The organism is Bacillus sp. NTK034 (assembly GCF_017303275.1).
Taxonomy (GTDB): domain Bacteria; phylum Bacillota; class Bacilli; order Bacillales; family Cytobacillaceae; genus Cytobacillus.
In genome coordinates, this window is sequence record NZ_JAFKOJ010000004.1 from 73,024 (window position 1) to 92,507 (window position 19,484).

General features: G+C 40.8%; 16 protein-coding genes. 13 read left to right on the forward strand and 3 right to left on the reverse strand.

What is annotated here, in order from left to right; translation table 11 throughout:
* The first annotated feature begins 38 nt into the window (after positions 1-38).
* The 13 genes from JI665_RS13370 to JI665_RS13430 all read left to right on the forward strand — a co-directional run bounded on the left by JI665_RS13370 (position 39) and on the right by JI665_RS13430 (position 15,925).
* Complete coding sequence (locus JI665_RS13370; protein ID WP_206839998.1) at positions 39-1,031, forward strand: ADP-ribosylglycohydrolase family protein; 993 nt, start codon at positions 39-41, stop codon at positions 1,029-1,031.
* On the forward strand, positions 1,031-2,071 hold the full coding sequence (locus JI665_RS13375) for an ADP-ribosylglycohydrolase family protein (protein WP_206840000.1): 1,041 nt from the start codon (positions 1,031-1,033) through the stop codon (positions 2,069-2,071). Before JI665_RS13370 ends, JI665_RS13375 begins: the two co-directional genes overlap by 1 nt.
* A 291-nt stretch (positions 2,072-2,362) precedes the next feature.
* Positions 2,363-3,721, forward strand: a complete 1,359-nt coding sequence (locus JI665_RS13380) for an acyclic terpene utilization AtuA family protein (RefSeq protein WP_206840002.1) — start codon at positions 2,363-2,365, stop codon at positions 3,719-3,721.
* 12 nt (positions 3,722-3,733) lie between these two features.
* On the forward strand, positions 3,734-4,045 hold the full coding sequence (locus JI665_RS13385; RefSeq protein ID WP_206840004.1) for a DUF4387 domain-containing protein: 312 nt from the start codon (positions 3,734-3,736) through the stop codon (positions 4,043-4,045).
* A gap of 10 nt (positions 4,046-4,055) precedes the next feature.
* Entirely contained in the window at positions 4,056-4,982 is a 927-nt protein-coding gene (rbsK, locus tag JI665_RS13390; RefSeq protein WP_206840006.1) for a ribokinase, read from the forward strand.
* Positions 4,954-5,853 (forward strand): ABC transporter permease, encoded by a 900-nt coding sequence (locus tag JI665_RS13395; protein WP_206840008.1) that lies wholly within the window; start codon positions 4,954-4,956, stop codon positions 5,851-5,853. Before rbsK ends, JI665_RS13395 begins: the two co-directional genes overlap by 29 nt.
* A gap of 14 nt (positions 5,854-5,867) precedes the next feature.
* Positions 5,868-6,755 (forward strand): carbohydrate ABC transporter permease, encoded by an 888-nt coding sequence (locus JI665_RS13400; protein ID WP_206840010.1) that lies wholly within the window; start codon positions 5,868-5,870, stop codon positions 6,753-6,755.
* Between the two features lie 72 nt (positions 6,756-6,827).
* Entirely contained in the window at positions 6,828-7,976 is a 1,149-nt protein-coding gene (locus JI665_RS13405) for an ADP-ribosylglycohydrolase family protein (RefSeq protein ID WP_206840012.1), read from the forward strand.
* Positions 7,977-8,005: 29 nt separating this feature from the next.
* Positions 8,006-10,129 carry an ADP-ribosylglycohydrolase family protein gene (locus tag JI665_RS13410; protein ID WP_206840422.1) on the forward strand — a complete coding sequence of 708 codons (2,124 nt, stop codon included), beginning with the start codon at positions 8,006-8,008 and terminating at the stop codon, positions 10,127-10,129.
* A 37-nt stretch (positions 10,130-10,166) separates the two neighbouring features.
* Positions 10,167-11,216 carry a LacI family DNA-binding transcriptional regulator gene (locus JI665_RS13415; protein WP_206840014.1) on the forward strand — a complete coding sequence of 350 codons (1,050 nt, stop codon included), beginning with the start codon at positions 10,167-10,169 and terminating at the stop codon, positions 11,214-11,216.
* 295 nt (positions 11,217-11,511) lie between these two features.
* Complete coding sequence (locus JI665_RS13420; RefSeq protein ID WP_206840016.1) at positions 11,512-13,215, forward strand: methyl-accepting chemotaxis protein; 1,704 nt, start codon at positions 11,512-11,514, stop codon at positions 13,213-13,215.
* A gap of 223 nt (positions 13,216-13,438) precedes the next feature.
* Positions 13,439-14,899: a serine hydrolase gene (locus tag JI665_RS13425; RefSeq protein ID WP_206840018.1), complete on the forward strand. Its 1,461-nt coding sequence runs from the start codon at positions 13,439-13,441 to the stop codon at positions 14,897-14,899.
* Positions 14,900-14,974: 75 nt separating this feature from the next.
* On the forward strand, positions 14,975-15,925 hold the full coding sequence (locus JI665_RS13430; RefSeq protein ID WP_244671189.1) for a DUF3298 and DUF4163 domain-containing protein: 951 nt from the start codon (positions 14,975-14,977) through the stop codon (positions 15,923-15,925).
* Positions 15,926-15,968: 43 nt separating this feature from the next.
* Here JI665_RS13430 and JI665_RS13435 read toward each other — a convergent pair whose 3' ends face one another.
* The 3 genes from JI665_RS13435 to JI665_RS13445 all read right to left on the reverse strand — a co-directional run bounded on the left by JI665_RS13435 (position 15,969) and on the right by JI665_RS13445 (position 19,395).
* A complete protein-coding gene (locus JI665_RS13435) occupies positions 15,969-17,078 on the reverse strand; it encodes an acyltransferase (protein ID WP_206840019.1) in 1,110 nt (369 codons plus the stop codon).
* A 160-nt stretch (positions 17,079-17,238) separates the two neighbouring features.
* Complete coding sequence (locus tag JI665_RS13440; protein WP_206840020.1) at positions 17,239-17,388, reverse strand: hypothetical protein; 150 nt, start codon at positions 17,386-17,388, stop codon at positions 17,239-17,241.
* Between the two features lie 141 nt (positions 17,389-17,529).
* Entirely contained in the window at positions 17,530-19,395 is a 1,866-nt protein-coding gene (locus tag JI665_RS13445) for an LTA synthase family protein (protein WP_206840021.1), read from the reverse strand.
* Positions 19,396-19,484: the final 89 nt, after the last annotated feature.

A 19,484-nucleotide genomic window follows, 5' to 3' on the forward strand; every position in this document is an offset into this window, starting at 1 on the left:
CTATTTTTTTAGAAAACTTTAGCATAGGGGGACCTCATTTGGATTTCGAACAATGGTATAAGCGAGTATATGGCTGTTTAATAGGATTATCAGTGGGTGACGCGTTGGGAGCTCCAACGGAAGGCTTGGCTTTGGAAGAGATACGGGAAAAATATGGATGGATCAATGACTTTGTCAATGATGATCCAGTTGGAACAGATGATACCGAATACACCATGCTGACAGCTAAAATTATCTTAAAATATGGAAACAAATTAAACTATGAGGATATGACAAGAGAATGGACTAACTATCTTGTTTCCCAGGAAGGCGGCTTTAAAGGCGGCGGCTTTAGTGAAGTTGAGGCTATCTTTAATCTGCGAAAAGGGCTTGCTACTCCTGCCACGGGTGTCGATAATCACCAAATGTGGAGTGACGGGGTGGCCATGAGAATTTCTCCGATTGGCATCTATTGTGCAGGCGATCCGGAGGAAGCGGCCAGGCTGGCTGAGATTGAAGCTAGAGTAAGCCACGACCGGGATGGAGTATATTGCGGTCAAGCTGTGGCCGCAAGTGTTGCTTACGCCATGACGGGAAACGATTGGCAAAAGGTAATTGAAACAGGAATGTACCACATACCTAAGGATTCCTGGACATATCGGAAAATCGGCGAGGCTGTAGAAATTGGCACAAAGTATACGAATGTTCAAGATGCTATGGAGGAGCTCTACAATAAGATCTCTATTTTCTACTATCCTTGGGCCGATATGGGACCGGAAGCTATTCCGCTCGCTTATGGTGTGTTTGCTGCAGCAAAGGGTGAGTATATTCCTGCTGTCCTGGGCGGAGTCAATATTGGAAGAGATTCTGATACGATTGCGGCTATGAATGGTGCAATGGCAGGAGCATTACATGGTGCCGATGCTGTGCCAAAGGATTGGCAGGACCGGATTAATATTATTCGCGGACGTTGTGTTTTGGCCATGAAAGGGATAGATGTCCGTGATATTGCCAGAGATTTAACAAACGTAATAATAGGAGGAAAAGAGTAATGTCTTATGATAAAATTTACGGTTCTCTTCTCGGGATGGCAATGGGTGATTCGGCAGGCTTTGCTGCGATGTATCATAGATCGCTCGTACTCCCTCCTAAGCGGAGAAATCGTTTATGGAGCTTTAGCCAAATTACGGACCGGCATCGGATTAATAAAATTTCATTGCCCTTCACACATGCCTTGAGCGAGGAAATTTTAGATTTCTGCGGAACAGATGATACAGAATTTGCAATCATCGCGGCCCAAATGATTTTGGATTGCGGGAATGAAATTACGGAAGAAAAATTACTTCATGGCTGGATGAAATATATAGTAGAACCTGAGCAGGAAATTTGGAGCGGAGTAAGTGAGAGAGCTTCTATTGAAAACATCAAAAAAGGAATCCTTCCACCGGCATCTGGCAATGACAATCCACATCACTATGATGATGGCTCAGTTTCACGTGCGGTTCCAATCGGTCTTATATATAAAAACCAGCCTGAAAAAGCTGCAAGTACAGCACAAAAAATGGCTTCTATCACAAATGCTGAAGATGGCGTCTATGCAGCCCAGGCAATGGCTGCCAGTATAGCTGTTGCCCTATCAGGTGCTTCTCCGCAGGAAATAGTGGAAGAAGGATTAAAGTACGTACCGGAAAATACCTGGATTTGGAGAAAAATGGAGATTGCCCTAAATGTACTGGAAGAAACCAATGGGGACGGATTTGCAGCCATACCGCTATGGCAAAAACGAGTAGTCAATGCGGTCTATAACTATGCCAATATTGCTCCTGAAACACTTGCAGTAGCCTATGCTATTTTCCTAAGTACAGAAGGAAATCTGCAAAAAGGAATTCAGCTGGCATCATTACTGCCGAAACAGTCCGATAGTATGCCTGCAATGGTAGGTGCTCTATCTGGAGCCTCGCAGGGTGCAAATGCGGTCCCGGAAACGTGGAAAGAAGCATTAGATAAAATTAAAGGAATTTGTATTCCCAGTTTACAAGGGACATCACTAAAAGATGTTGCTGCCAAATTGGCCATCTATGAAAATGCTTAAAGTCTAATATAATAATGTTTTTATAGGATGCACGGTTCACCTTAAGAAAAGAGGAGTATGTGATCGTGCCTTCTTACTATTGAGATAATTGCAATATAAAACTGTACACATTGAGCTAATAATTGGTTGACAGGGACTGGCGTTAAACGGTACCATAAGGATATACAATGTGTAACCGGTTACATGTCCTTTGGGTTTTATAACCATATTTTTTTGAGAAAATGTGTAACCGGTTACATATTGAGCGTTTTATCAATAAGAAAACAGACAAATAAAGAAGAGGTTATTAATATGACTAGCAGTGATGTACGTATTGTTTCACCGTGCGGGATATTAGGATATGGATTTCCGGAAGAGTCATTTAACAGAGCCTTTGAGAATGACCAAAAGGTTCATGGAATTGTAGTGGATGCCGGGTCGACTGATGCAGGTCCGCATAAGCTCGGTGCGGGTGTTGCGATTGTAAGCCGCCGGGCAACCAAAAAGGATTTGGATATCATCATTAAAAATGGTGTTCCCCGGGACATTCCCATTGTGATTGGGTCTGCTGGCGGAGCCGGTGCCAAGCCGCATATGGAGTGGACGCTGGATATTATTAAAGAAATCCTGGATGAACGCTGCTTAACAGCTAAAATTGCCATGATTTGGGCCGACTTTACACAGGAAGAAATCATAAAAGCTAACCATGAGGGCAGAATTAACCCTCTAACGCCAAACATTCCAGCTCTTACAGATGAAGCCATTCAAGAAACAAACAACATTGTTGCTCAGATGGGACATGAGCCCATTTTGGAAGCTCTCAAAAACGGGGCAGACATTATAGTCTGTGGCAGAGCATATGATCCATCGCCATTTGCGGCAGTTGGAATTTACTGCGGCAAAGACCCTGGTCTCGCTTACCATCTGGGAAAAATATTAGAATGCGGGGCACTATGTGCTGAACCAGGTACAACAAAGGATTGTATTGTTGGAACATTAAAGGAAGATTCCTTCACCGTTCAATCGTTGAATCCAATGCGTAAATGTTCGCCGATTAGTGTGAGTGCCCATACTTTTTACGAAAAAGAGCATCCATACCTTTTACATGGACCGGGCATCATCCTTGACCTTAGTCAATGTGAGTTTACCCAAGTGAGTGACGGGGTTGTCGAGGTTAAGAATAGTAAACTGCAAAAAAATGATCATTATTACATCAAGCTGGAAGGTGCACGAAAGGTTGCATATAGAACCTTTGTCATCGCAGGTGTCCGTGACCCGATTTTAGTAGGGAATATCGAAGAAATTGAGGAGCTTGTGATGGAGCAGGTAAGGGATTATTACGAGGACATCCCGGAAGAGGATTATGCTATCAACTTCTATAATTATGGAAAAAATGGAGTGCTCGGTTCAAAAGAATGCGCACCATTCCAGGGACATGAGATTGGTGTCATGTTTGAAGTGGTTGCCAAAACACAGGAACTTGCAAACAGTATTTGCTCGAGTGTAAGATCGACATTTCTTCATTACGGATATGAGAATCGGAAATCAACAGCTGGAAATTTAGCCTTTCCATTTGCACCAAGTGATGTAGAGTTTGGACCTGTGTATGAGTTTTCTCTCTATCACCTAATGGAAATCACTGAAAATCCATTTGTTATTGAGTATTTGTAAGGGGATGAAAACATGGCCGCTTTATTTGAACTAGCTAAAGTATTACGAAGTAAAAACGCAGGACCATTTGAGCTGACATTCGATATTTTATTTGATTCCAAGGAAGTTTATGAGCGGGTAAAGAATTCGGGGAAAATCAATAACCAAACCATTTGTGATTTGTATAACCTCACTGCAGACCAGATTGACCATCTCGTTTTCTATGACCAGGCACTTGGAATTAAGATTACGATTTTAAGAGATATCTCCTCTGGAACAGTTGGAGACCGGGATGTATATGGGGCACAGCAGCATGCACCGTTAATGAATATACTGATTGATTAGGATGATGAACATGCAGAGAATAGCCGTTGTTGGAAGTATCAATATGGATTATTTTATTGAAAGCGAGGTACTGCCTAAATTAGGAGAAACCGTCCTGGGTGAGAATTTCTTTTTATCCATTGGCGGCAAGGGGGCCAATCAAGCTGTGGCAGCTGCCCGTCTTGGCGGTGATGTGTCCTTATTCGGATCGGTTGGTGATGATGAGAATAGTGATCTGATTATCAAAAAGCTGGAAAAGGAGAATATCAATCTTGTAAATCTCCAATCTGTAAAAGGATTGCCTACAGGAGCAGCGTTTATTGAGCTTTGTCAAAGTGAAAATCGCATCATTGTGGTACCTGGAGCAAATACACATACCAACGTTGACTATGTAAAAAAAACTGCAGCAGAGCTTCTGAACTACGATGTGATTGTATTTCAGCTAGAGACACCGTTAGAGATGATTGAGTATCTGGTTCCGCTCCTTTATGAACAAGGAAAAACGATTATTATCAACCCGGCTCCGGCACAAACACTCAGTCAAGAGCTGATTAACAAGGTGACCTATATCACACCGAATGAACACGAGTACAAATTAGTGTTTAACACGAATGATTCAATGGAAGAGCTGCTTGAAAAGTATCCAAATAAATTAATTATTACGTGCGGTACAGAGGGGGTTCGTTTCTTTGATGGCACAGAGATCAAATTAGTTCCTTCCATTAAGGTGATTCCGGTTGATACAACTGGAGCTGGAGATACCTTTTCAGGAGCTTTCGCTGTGGCCATTGCAGAAGGGAAATGTCTTGAAGACAGCATACGTTTTGGCAACATAGCCGCTGGTTTATCGGTCACTAAAAAGGGTGCTCAAACGGGAATGCCCAAGCGAAATGATGTGACTCAATTTGTAAAGGAAAAGGAGTATAAAGATGAAAAAGGGCATACTGAAGCAAATTAAATCAAGCTGGGTCCTCTATCTTATGCTTTTTCCAGCCCTCCTTTATTTTTCGATCTTCCACGTCGTTCCATTAATCGGAATGAAGCTGGCATTTCAGGATTACCGGATTATTGGTGATAATGTTTGGGTCGGATGGAAGCATTTTAAGGTTCTATTTAGCTCCCCAGCCTTTCTGGATGTGTTAAAAAATACCATAATTATTAGTGTGATGAAGATTGTATTCTTTTTTCCAATTCCGATTATTTTATCATTATTGATCAATGAAGTAAGAGTCGGGAAGTTTAGAAAATATGTACAGTCAATTGTTTACCTTCCTCACTTTTTATCATGGGTCGTTATTGCAGGAATCTGGATCGCATTGCTGAATCCGGAAGATGGCGGAGTCAACATGATTCGCAGCTTTTTCAATATGCCATCACTTGATTTCATGACAAGTAAGGACCATATCCGCTGGATATTGGTGTTCCAGGAAATATGGCGCAGTGCGGGATGGGATTCCATTATTTACTTGGCAGCCATTCTAAAAATAAGTCCTTCTCTCTATGAAGCAGCCAAAATTGACGGGGCATCTAAAATACAGCAAATGAGATACATCACGCTGCCGTCTTTAACTTCAACAATCATGACAGTCTTTATTCTAAATCTGGGATTCTTCATGAATGCAGGTTTTGACCAGGTCTTTAATATGATGAACACTTCTGTCATCAGTGTAATCGACATTTTAGACACTTATGTATATCGAATCGGTCTCTTAAACGGCCAATATGCTTATGCAACGGCAGCGAGCCTTTTCAAAGGTGTAATTGGGGTTATCTTAATTTTGAGTACACACTTTATCTCAAAACGATTTACCGGTAAAGGTGTTTGGTAGGAGGTGGGACGAAGATGAATAAATTAAAAAAATTGAGTGTTTCAACCATTATTATTTACAGCATTTTGTTTTTAATTTCATTAACAGTGCTAGTTCCGCTTCTTCACTTACTAGCAATGTCGCTATCAGATCCTCTCAAGGTCCATAAGCTAAGCGGCCTGGGAATAATACCTGAAGGATTTTCACTCATTAACTACAAAATTCTATTATCAAACCCGCTAATTATAAAAAGTATTTTCAATACCTTATTAATAACCATTGTGGGTACAGCCGTGAATCTATTGCTTACATCAATGACAGCCTATGTGCTGGCAAGAACGAAATTTCCGGGCCGAAATTTTGTCATGATTTTCTTAATTGTCATCATGGTATTCGAACCAGGATTAATTCCTGAATACTTACTGGTGAAAAACCTGGGATTGCTGGATACGTATGCGTCCCTCATCCTGTATAAGACCATCAATATCTTTTACTTGTTTATCATGATGAGATTTTTTGAAGATGTTCCTGAAAGTATTTTGGAAGCAGCCCGTATGGATGGGGCTGGGCACTTTCGTATCTTCACAAAAATCATGCTGCCTTTATCCAAGCCAGCTTTGGCAACAATGGGTCTGTTTTATGGAGTTTATCACTGGAACGAATACTTCCGGGCGACAATCTACTTAACGGACACTGGCAAATGGCCTCTGCAGCTTGTTCTTCGGCAATTTGTAGTAGAACGTGATAATACATCTCTATTAGGAGCGCAAAACTTCCTATCCTATGATCAAATAGCAACCCTTGATTTTGCCTCCCTGCAAGCAGGAACGATAATCATCTCGGTTGTACCTTTACTTCTGATTTATCCATTGATTCTAAAGTACTATGCGAAGGGTGCTTTTGAGGGTGGAGTCAAAGACTGATTTTTACGCTCTATGTGGAATAGATTAAAAAATACACAAAGCGAAGTGTGTAGAAAAAAGGGAGTTCTTCATATGGTTACTTTTAAAAAACGAGTTAGAGGTGTTGTTTTATCCACTGCATTGGGGGATGCAATGGGAGCACCTGTTGAAAAATTAAGTTATGAAGAGATTAAAAAAATGTATAAGAGGGTCGAGACACTCCGTACCAAATGGTACAAGGAGGATTATCCTGCTGATATGAATTTAGGCAGGAGAAGAGGCAACGGTACAGTTACAGACGATACCCTTATGACTGTTGCCCTCATCAATGTCTATAACAAAGAAAAAAGACATTTAGATGCTTATGACATGGGGAACGAGTTTGTGAAGGAAATAGCTTTCAGAAAAACGTATATCCCTGAGTTTGGCAAAGAGGCGCTCATTATTGACCGTCTATTCTATCCGGAAAAATATATTTTCATGCGCCATGTATTAGCCAATTGTGAGCCGCGTGAAGGCGGAATTGGCAATATGATTAACTGCGGGGCTGCGATGTATATTGCACCTGTTGGAATTGTCAATGCCGGAAATCCGAAGGCTGCCTATGATGAAGCAATTTTGTTTGCAATGGGACATCAAAGCAGCTACGGCCTGGAAGCGGCAGGGGTGCTGGCAGCTTGTGTGGCAAAAGCGTTTGAAGAAAATGTGACAGTTGATGAAATTGTTGAAACAGCCCTCTATTTTGCTAAGGATGGAACAAAGAATGCGATTCGTGATCTAACCGAAGCTGCTAAGAAATTACGTCCTGAAAAGGCGGACATGGATACAGTCATTGCTGCATTCCAAAGTGTGATTGAAAAGTATTCGCCAATGAAAGACGATGTTCACCGTAAAATTGAGAAGGTTGGTGTTCCTTCAAATCATTATACGCCAAGCAGGCTTTTCTCTATTGAAGAGCTGCCGATGGCGCTGGCGTTTATGGTGTTAAACGATGGGGATTATTACGGATCCATATTAGATGGCATCAACTCTGGCCGTGATACAGATTCCATCGGGGTAATGGCCGGTGTTATTTTAGGTGCCATGTACGGAGACAGTGTTATTCGTTCTGAGGACGTTGAGCTTTTACAGGAAACGAACAAAATGAATTTAATCCAGGCAGCTGACCATTTTTCAGAAACTGCCAGGCTGATTATTGAACAAGATCTGCAGCTTAATGAAAATAGAAAAAACATTCTTTAAAAGACTTTGGGGACCAGGAGTTGAGTAAATTGTTGCCTGAAAACTATTTAGAAAGGGTGTATGCCGGTTTCTTAGGAATGAATGTTGGAATCCGGCTCGGTGCACCACTGGAGCCAAATGAATGGTCATATAAAAAAATACAGGAAATTCATGGTGATATAAGGGGATATGTGAAGGATTATAAAACCTTTTCTGCAGATGATGATGCAAATGGTCCGGTTTATTTTATCCGGGCATTAATGGATGACGCACGCGGGCGGGAGCTGGCACCCCAGGATGTTGCAAGAGCGTGGTTAAACTATTCGCGTGAAGGAATCGGCATGTTTTGGTGGGGTGGAGATCAGATCAGCACAGAGCATACCGCGTATCTGAATTTGAAAAAAGGCATCCCTGCACCACAGTCTGGTTCGGCTGAAGTCAATGGCGTCATTATGGCTGAGCAGATTGGCGGGCAGATTTTTATCGATACATGGGGATTGCTGTTCCCAAATAATATTCAAAAGGCAGCCGATTATGCAGAGATAGCGGCAAGTGTGTCTCATGATAAAAATGGGCTATATGGGGCTCGTTTTATGGCAGCGTGTATTTCCAAAGCCTTTTCAGCTAAAAATATTGATGATATTATCGAAGCAGGATTGTCCGTGATTCCAAAAGATTCCACGTATTATGCTGTCGTGAAAGCTGTGATTGATTTTTATCAGAAGCACCCTGAGGAAGAGGATTTCCGAAAGTGCCGTCAGTATTTAGAAGAAGAGTGGGGTTATGATAAGTATACTGGAGTATGCCATATCATCCCGAATGCCGGGGTATGTGCCCTGGCCCTCATGTATGGAAAGGGAGATTTGGCTCGAACAGTTGAAATTGCTACCATGTGCAGCTGGGATACGGATTGTAATGCAGGAAATGTCGGAACCATCGCAGGAGTTTTCGCCGGGCTTGATGGAATTCCAGGTCATTACCGTATGCCAATCAACGATATGATCGCGACATCCAGCGTGTCGGGCTACTTGAATGTGCTGGATATCCCGACCTTCTGTAAGGAGCTTGCCGTTCTTGGCTATCAAGTGAATGGGCTGGAAGCTCCTCAGCGATTAATGGAAAGCGTTCGAAATGGTGAAGTTTACTTGGATTTTACCTTGCCGGGATCAACTCATGGTTTTAAGACGAATAATGGCTTTAAGACACTATTGCGTCCATGTAGTGATGTAGGGATTGAGGAAGCCCGAGGTTCATTGTCCGTTCTTTTTGACAGATTTATAGAAGGCGATTCAAGTAAAGTTTTTTACAAGCCATTTTATCGCCGTGAAGAGTTCAACGATGAAAAATATAAGCCGACTTTTGCACCTACTGCATACAGCGGACAAAAGGTTTCTGCAAAGGTGTTTATGGATAAGTGGCAGGGAGGGGCGGATGTTTATTTGACTCCTTACGCCCGCAATAGTTTTACAAAGGAAGACTTGAAGCTGGGCTCCGTCACATTAAGCCATCAGCAGTGGCTTGATATTGAATTTTTCCTACCAGAAACTGATGGTGCATTGATTGACGAGGTTGGCTTTATTGTCGAGAGTCCATCACCTGCAGATAACCGTTCATTTGGAAAGTTTTACATCGGCGAGTTTCGAATCTTTGGGAATGCAGATTACTCCATCGATTTTACCAAACAAGCCTTGGAATTCAAATGTGTAACACCTTTTGCTCACCACCGTGGTGAATGGACACTGGAAAATGGTTTTATGAAGGCTGCTGCAGGTGAGGAAGATGCTTCTTCCTTTACAGGGAACTATTATGGCCGTGACCTTGAACTGGAAATAAGCCTTCAGCCTGTTTCCGGTAAAAGCCACGGGGTAATTCTTAGAGCAATTGGAACAGAACGTTATTATTGGGCAGGATTTGATGGCAGCAATCAGGTTTCATTAATTGAAAATAACTTTGGCTTTAAGCGTTTAAAGACAGTTTCATATGAATGGAATCATGAAGCTATATATAATTTTAAAGCTGTCAGCAAGGGAGCAGCTGTTCAGTTAGAAATCAATGGCGAGCCAGTCCTGGATTTCGATGGTTTGGAAAATGAATATGGAATGATTGGCTTAGGCCTGCTTGAAAAAGGGGAAACAAAGGTCCAGCGTTTCCATGTGAAAGAAACGAACAAATAGTTTAAAAACAGAAAAATCCTTTCAAAGGAGAATTTTCGTGAGAGAGAAACAAATAACCATTCGAGATGTTGCAAAGGAGGCAGGCGTATCCGTAGCGACAGTGTCTAGGTATTTAAACAATAATGGATATATCAGTCAAAAATCGGAGCTAAAGATACGAGAAGTGATGGAGCGTCTAAATTATCATCCAAATGAAATCGCGAGAGGATTAGCGAAAAAGAAAACCCGGACGATTGCCCTGATTATCCCTGATATTACAAACCCCTTTTTTCCGGAGCTTGTCGTGGCAATTGAAGAAGTGGCGAAATCAAAGGGATATAGCATCATCTTAGTAAATACACAAGTCGGGGATATGGACGATAATCATTTTTGGACGCAGCTTCAAAACCGATATGTCGATGGTTTTATTCTGGCATCGTTTGAAATGAGCGAGAAGGTCATAAAGGCTATTGAAAAATTAAAAATACCTTTTGTAAGAATTGACCGGGCAGCTGAGAATAACACCTTTGACTCGATAGGATTAGATAACTATAAAGGTGCCAAGCTGGCTGTTGATCACTTAATTGAGGTAGGCTGCAAGAAGATTGCCCATATCAGCGGGCCGAAGTCGTTCCCTCCATCGTCTGAACGGAAACGGGGATATGTGGAGACTGTCACTGATAGGGCCGTGAGGGATGGAATGGCATCGCCAGAGGATGCGGTTATCGTTTACGAGGGAGACTTTACATTAGAAAGCGGCAAGATGCTAACTCAAATCCTTATGAACCAGCATAAGGATGTCGATGGGATATTCTTGGGCAATGATTTAATGGCGATCGGCTGTCTCAAAGCTCTTAAGCTAATGGGCTACCAGGTTCCAAAGGAAGTCGCTATAATCGGCTTTGACGGAATCAAGCTAACCGAAATGGTAGAACCGGAAATTAGTACAGTAGAACAGCCGATTTATGACATCGGGGTCGTATCCACTAACAAACTTATTCGTAAAATTGAGGGATTAGAGAACGATAAAACGCTCCTTGATGAAACCTCGCTGGATATTCGTCTTGTAACAAGACAATCCACACTTGGGTTTGGGAAATATAGGTGAATCGGCAGGATTGGATTAAATTGAAAAAAGGTGGAATAATCAGCTTTTCTTATCCTTTCCTTTCTTTATCAGTTTTTTAAGTCCAAAATAAATAGAGAATCACACATGAAGACTATACGTTTATTAATTCTAATATAAATTATGCTTATTACCTAGCTGGCTAACCAGCTAGGTTTTTTAATTGATTCATGATTTGAAATCATTATATTAATAAGAAAAAATACCTAGATAAATTTGATTTTTTGCCGATAAACAATCTGTGTAAAGTGTTAAACAAATAAAAAGGAGAGCCAGCATGATGAACAAACTGAGAAACATTAAGATCGGGTGGAAGTACGGAGGCGCACTTCTGATTGTTTTTATCCTATTCGGTATTGCAGCAGCAATCGTTTTAGGTTTGGTTAGGGATATTGGCGATAATGTAAGTGCATTGGAGAAGCGTGGAGACCGGGCTGTTCAGATTACAGAAATGGGGTCGCTTACCCGGGCGAAAGCCATCAGGGTATTTGAATACTTATACAAGCCAGAGACAAAGTTCATGGATGAATTTCAGGATCGAAGAGAACAATTTAATGAACTGGAAGCTCAGATAAGGGAAAATATGGATACGGAAGAGAAGCTGGTCATATTTGATAAAATCGTGGCTCAAGATCAAAAGTTAAATGATATCTTTTTTAGAAAACTTGTTCCTGCAATGGATAAAGGAGATAAAGAAGCGAGCGAGCTGTTTGCAGGCGAGGCGAGCGAAATCCAGCTTGAAACCGTCAAATTGTTAGACGAGCTGCTGGTTATTGTGAATGAGGAGCGGGCACAGGCGGTAAAAGGCACAAAGGAAAGCCAATTCCGCACTTTTAATACTCTTATTATTTCTATGCTTGCCGCGGTTATACTCGGGGCATTGATCACATTCTTAATCAGCCGAATGGTATCCCGCAGCATGAATGAAGTTGTGAGTATAACAAATCGCATCGCAAATGGAGAATTGGACGTTCCGGAGATCCCATACAAGGGAAAAGATGAAATTGGGCGTCTGGCAGAGGCTGTAAATGCCATGAGCCATAATCTGCGAATGACGATTCATCAGGTTTTCGAAGTATCGCAGACAGTGAGCAGCCAGAGCGAAGAACTGTCACAGTCAGCTGAGGAAGTGAAAGCAGGCTCCCAGCAGGTTGCCTCTACCATGCAGGAGCTCGCATCCGGCTCCGAAGCACAGGCGACACATGCTTCTAATCTCTCATCTTTTATGGAGACATTTTCAGATAATATGCAGGAAGTCAGTTCAAGTGGAGAAGCTGTGTTTGAATCTTCAAGGAAGGTCATAGGTATGACCGAAAAAGGCAGTCAGCTAATGTCAGCTTCGATTCAGCAAATGGGTATTATTGACCGGATTGTCCAAGATGGTGTGGAGAAAATGAAAGGCCTGGATGCGCAATCACAGGAAATTTCAAAACTTGTATCAGTCATTAAGGATATTGCGGACCAGACCAATCTATTGGCGCTGAACGCAGCAATTGAAGCAGCGCGTGCAGGCGAACAGGGCCGCGGATTTGCGGTTGTTGCAGATGAAGTAAGGAAGCTTGCGGAAGAAGTAACTGTATCAGTAGAAGATATAACTGGCATTGTTTCAAGCATACAGACTGAATCCGCCAGTGTCGCAGATTCATTGCAGGGCGGTTATCTGGAAGTTGAGAAAGGCACAAGCCAAATTAAAACAACCGGCGAAACATTTACTGAAATCAGCACTGCAATACATGAAATGGCGGGCAGCATTCAATCAATCACAGAAAAAATGGAAACCATGGCCGGAAAAAGCCGGCAAATGGGTGGAGCCATTGAGGAAATTGCTTCTGTTTCAGAAGAAGCAGCTGCCGGGATTGAACAAACATCTGCTTCATCCCAGCAGACAAGCAGCAGTATGGAGGAAGTATCCCGAAGTTCTGAGGAACTTTCGCAAATGGCAGAAGAGCTTAATAGGCTGGTTGGGAGATTTAAATTGTAGCAGGGGACCGTCGATGTTTTTCATCGGCGGTTTTTAAGGCTATATGGTGGTTTTGCAGCTAGCATAGGTGATTCTGCAAATAGAATAAGCAGCTTTGCAAATAGATTCGATTTCTTGCAAATAGGCCAGCAGCTGAAAAGGCAGTATTTTTTTGGATTTATATAGTAAATATTACCAGTTTATAGTTTAATAGAACTAAAAAAATAAAGAGCGGAGAGAGAAAATGAAAAAGATAGCTTGTTATTTACTTGCATTGATGCTGTTTTTTCAAAGTATGGTGACATTTGAAGCTAAAGCTGCAGGCACAAATGGGATTGATTCGTATGTAAAGCCGTCAATCAAAGCTTATCCCAATATCTCTATCTATTATGAGAACTTAAGTACAGGGGAAAAGTATTCCTATAATTCTTCAAAAATAAGACCTGCGGCGAGTACGATAAAGCTGCCTTTAGCGCTGTTTGTATATGATTTGGCTTCCAAAGGTAAAATTAACTTAAATGAAAAGCTTACTTACCGCTCTCATCACTATTACGGAGGCAGCGGTGTTATCCAAAATGATCGGGTCGGTACTTCTTATACGATTCGTGATTTGCTGAAAAAGTGTATCGTGTATTCAGACAATATTGCTTTCATTATGCTGCGTGAAAAGGTTGGAAAGAGCAATTTCATTAATTATGCAAAGTCACTGGGTGGGAAAACCGTTTATCCTTCCGGTATGAATGTCACATCTGCAAACGATTTATCGGTATACCTAAAAAAGGTGTGGAATTTTGCTGAAAAAAACCCTAAGTATGGAAATGAACTATTGAATCTGCTTGCTAATACAGCATATAAAGAAACAATCGCACCTGGCCTGGCTTCAAACAAAGTCGCCCATAAGGTAGGCTATATTCCAAAGGATTTAATCTATAATGATGCTGCTATTATTATGGATGATCAGCCATATATCCTGGTGATCATGACCACGGGAATTCCAGTGGAACAGGATGTTAAATTTATATCTTCTTTGGCTGGCAGAGTACACGTATATCATATTAATTCATCTATCAATCTTTTTTTGAAGCATCTTTCTGATGCGGAGAGAGCAAGTTCAGCACTCCATAGACAGATATTTGTTGATTATGAAGGGAAAGTAACAGTTAAACCGTATGCTGCATATAATCAAACGGGAAATAGCTTAAATCAGGCAAAGAAAGCTTTTGCTGCCGTATCTGATATGCATAAAAAAGCCTATTCGCCAAAGCTTAATAATATTGAAATGACCAGAGAGCGTGCTATGAACTTCATAGACGGAATTTCGGCCGGAGAAAAACTTACCGTAAAGCAGCAGGAATTGGAATCTTACAAGAACGCGGGGAACCTGGATAAGATGGAAGCCTCTTATCATTCATTATCATCACTCATAAAAAGGCAGGCTCAATATTTATATAAAGTGCATGGAAAAACTACACGAGAAGCTGTTCTTGTGCAGTATAAAGACCCTGCGGAAAAAATACTTGAGGATACCAGGATGGCTGTCACACTAAATAGGGTTCTTGCTCAGATCAAAAGTGATCTTTCTGCTCAGAATCAAGCAGGTGCTGAGAAAGGAATAGTTTATTTTGAGTCAAAACTGTCACAGGTTTCTGATTCTGTTTTAAAAAAGGCTTTGCAGGATAAATATAATGATTTAGATATTCAATGAATATTCGTATAGTGCTTTATACTTGTCCTGTGATATCCTTAAAATGAATTTATTTCTAATTTCTGGAGGTATCCGATGAAAAAGGCAAAAATAGCTGTTATGGTATTGGCCTCCTTCTTCCTTCTTTTTGTTTCTATGCCAAGTGGCGCCAGTGCCAAGGTGATGTGGGATGGAGCAGAGCTGAAAAAAGGCCAGATTGGAAGATTGACAGTATTAAAGAACACTGAATTATACAAGTGGAATGGATCTAAAAAGACACCCTCCAGAACACTGAAGGCAGGGGAAAAATATAGAATCTATACATTCCTTCCAGGCAAGCTTGGATTAGGCGGAGGCTATTACATAGACCGCGATAGCAAAGTGAAATATGAAACACCATCCAAAATAAAAGTTCAGGCACTGGGAGTGAACTTTACCAAAAAGTATGCTGGTGACTTTGCTTATCCACAGATTACAAGCTTGGTTGACAATGGTGCTAAAGACCGCATCAATGCCATTATTAAAACCCATTTTGAAGAATCCTACGCAAATGCCCAAGATCTTGAGGATGAAGAGGAAGAGCACCGCTGGGATTACTATTATGACCATGGTTATCACGTACCGGAAGATGAAGAGTGGATGTACAACTATGAATATAATGTTTCCTATGAAATCAAATATAATGAGAACAATCTTTTAAGTATATTGATTTATGATTATATGTACACAGGCGGTGCACACGGGATGTCAATAGTAACATCTTATAATTTTGACCTGTTTAAGGGTATTGAGCTGCAGATGTTCGATGTGGCCAAAACCAGCACCGCCAGAAACAAAATTAAAAAGTATGCAGTCATTGACATAAAAAATCGGGCAGCACGGGGAGAAATGTTCTTTGCTGAGGACATTAATGATATAACGCTTGACAATGATAGACCTTTTTATTTTACAAGCAATGGCATTGCTATAAAGTTCTATGAATATGAAGTTGCACCGTATGCAGCTGGAATGCCGGAAGTAAAAGTGCCATATAAGATTTTTAGATAAGAAAAAGCCCTAATTCAAATTCTGAATTAGGGCTTTTGATATATCACGCTGTATTCGATTTCGCCTCCAGCTTCTTTAGATGCTTTACCTTCTCAGTTTTTCTGTCCTTGGCCTTAGGCACTGTTAGCAAATACTGATTATAAGGCAGAAGCTGTATTACTTTAATCACCCCGATAGTTCCTAATAGAATCACTGCAAAAACAAACGGGAAATTAATTGTACTCCAAATACTCTTTGGTGCGAGTGATTGGAAGGTTAAGAGTACAAATGGATGGACAAGATAGATTGCCATCGAGAGGCTTCCAATTTTCGAAAGGCATATTTCCAACCAGCTAATTTTCTTTATATCTTCCCCAATTCCCATCATAAACAGAGTGATAATTGGGATATTAATCATATTGGTTGCCCGGTTGGATGGAATGGACCCGATGATTTTATATTCCACAACAGCCAGAACGGTAATAATTACGACACCAGCACCTAATAGTTTCTTGTTTCTTTTTGAAAACTGGCTGAGCGGCTCCCAATAATAAGCTAAAAATCCCCCAAAAATAAAGAAGAATATCCAGGCTGGCAGAAAGGCACGCTGGCTGAGAATGATTTGCCAGATCCCTTCAAACTGTCCCGGGTTATACATCTTTAAGGAATATAGATTGATTAAGATTGAACCTGCTAATAAGAAAATCCAGCTCTTTTTTGAGCGGAATAGCTGAAGGAGCGGAAACAGCAGGTAAAACTGAAAAACAATTGACATAAAGTATAAATGGTAAAAGGCGTTGCCGAATGCAAAGTTGATCAGGAACAGTCTTTTCCCTGATTCCAAAGGATTTGTTCCTTGAACTATATACATAAACAGGAGATAGAAAATGCTCCAAAATATAAAAGGTACACCAATCTTCGTAAAACGGCTCACAGCAAATTTCTTTAACTTAAAGCCTCGTGTACGGGTTTGGTAGAAGAGAAGAAATCCGCTGATCAGAGCAAAAATAGGTGTACCGAATCGGCTAATTTGATTGATAAAAAGAGTGAATTCATTGTATGTTTCGCCGTTCTCAAAATAAAAGGAGGCTGAAACGTGAACTAATAATACCCATATGCATGCAATAGCCCGCAAATAGTGGATCTCTTGAATATGTGCTTTTGATTTGCCCATGTCTTCACATCCTTGCAGTAGTAAGGAATTTCACCACTACATCGTATATGAAAAAAAAGGGCGCGTCCTCAATGTTATCATACTTTAATGATAAAGTAGCTTTCTGTTAATAAAGCATCCAAAGATAGGGAAATACTAAAAAAATTTACAGCAGGAATCTTTATATATCAAATGATAATTGGATGTACGATTCTTGAGATGGAGCCTGTTCTTCCTGCTTTCGATTTTTCGAGCGGCTGCTTACTGCCTCTAAGATAAACAATTTGTCCTGAGGGGTTAATATACTCCAACTGCCTGCTTTAATTTTCATCGAAAAACAACTCCTTTTTAAAAATTTTCAAATCCCAATTTTTAGTTATTACGTATATACCGCCATTTTAATAGATTAAAACAACAAAAATTCCAACAAAATCTGCGCTATCATGCACAGATTTTGCTGGAATCCATCGAATTACTTAAACAATTCCCCAATTAAATTATTCTCCAGCAGAAATTCAGACAGTTGAATGTCCTTTGCAAGCTGTTCATACGTTTTTTTACAGGCATTAACTGACACTTTTTCTCCGGTTTTGTTGTCTGTGCAAATACCATCCTGAAATACCCCATTATGTGAAGCAGCGTAATCATATTCTCCCGAATAGTAGGAGTATGGCGTCGTTTCATAGGCAAAACCGGCAAAGCCTTCTTTTTGGATATCGAGCGATGACCCCAAATGTGCAAGCGGCTGTTCGATGCCAACCAGGGATGCAAGAGTAGGAAAGATGTCCATTTGGCTCCCTATAACCTCATTTTTAACAGCTGTGGTCTGTCCTGGATGGTGAATAATCAGCGGGACATTGAATTGCTCTTTCTGATCGAAGCTTACGCCAAGCAGCTGCTGAATCTCATCCTTATCCTTTGGTATAGGCCCGTAATGATCTCCGTAAACTACAAAGATTGTATCATCCCACATTTTTTCTTCTTTTAATTTTTCAATAAGGTAACCGATAGACCTATCAAAATAATGAGTAGCCTGCAGATAGTTGCCGGTTAATGTATCTGTAAATTCTGCAGGGAGATTCAGAGATTGATATTTATCCGGCATTTCGAAAGGCCGATGATTGGTCAGGCTGACTATAAAGCTGTAAAATGGTTTTTCCTCTTCCTTATAAATATCAATCATTTGATAAAACATGCTTCGGTCCGAAACGCCCATTCCGATAACTTCATCTTCTTCAATCTTTATATGTTCAGTGCTGTAAAAGTTATCGAAACCCTGGTTAGGATATGCCATTCGGCGGTTCCAGAATTCAGGTGAATTTCCATGGGCAGCATTCGCTGTGTATCCTTCCTTCTTTAGCACTTGAGGAAGCGAGATGAAATTATTTTTTGGAAAGGTTTTATAAACCCCCATATCTGCAATTGGAAATAAAGAATTATTTGCAACAAACTCAGCATCTGATGTATTGCCTCTGCCAATTTGAAGGTAAATATTCGGATAATAATGGCTGACGCTGATTAGCTCATTCAGATGCGGGGTTATTTCCTCGCCATTTACTTTTAAGCCAATTGGAAAATCATTCAGTGATTCAGCCTGCACCATAATAATATTTTTTCCTTCAAACATTCCGTAGTAGGGGGATGCTTTTAAGAGCTCCTGTTTTTCTTTGAAATAATCCTCCAGAATCTCCAATTCAGTCTTTTCCTCAGCGGTTACTTCTTTGGCTGCAGCCTGATTATAGTAGGTTCTTGAAAGATCATAGATATGGGCTGGCAGGATACCTATAAGGGAAACCTTATATTGATCAGAAAAAGTATCTTTCAGCGGATAAAAGGCAGCGAATAAAATAAAAGCAGAGCCTGCGGCAAACATAGCTGATCCGATGAATGGATGCCTGCCGTTCCTGGCCATCCTGGAAAAAATATAAAGGAACAATATAGCGGCAGGGATGTCTATCCAGTACCAGATATCACTAACGTAAACAAGTGAGGCTATCGAGTCCTTTACTTCCCCCAGCTGATTGGCCTGCTGCAATAGCTGGATATGTAAAATGGCATCGTAATAACGTTCATAAAGTACATCTGCATATAAAAGGAACGAGAGAAGCAGGTAAACAATTAAGGCCAGAGCTGTCTGGATTCTCTTTTTACTGAAAAAAAACAACCCTGCCAGTACTGATCCCAGCCCGCAAGAAGATAATAATATCAGTTTTTTATGCGGGTTAAGCTCTAATTCATAGATAAAGTAAAAGGTTTTAAACGCCCAGCAAAAGCTGAAAAAACCTGCCAGCAAAGCTAAAGACAGGAGAGCCGGATAGTGCTTCTTTATTAACTTCATTTTCCCCCACCTCAAAAGCCTTTTACAAAATCTTAACACTTAATTTACAGAAAATTAATAAAAATAATCTGACACCATTCGTGGCGGGT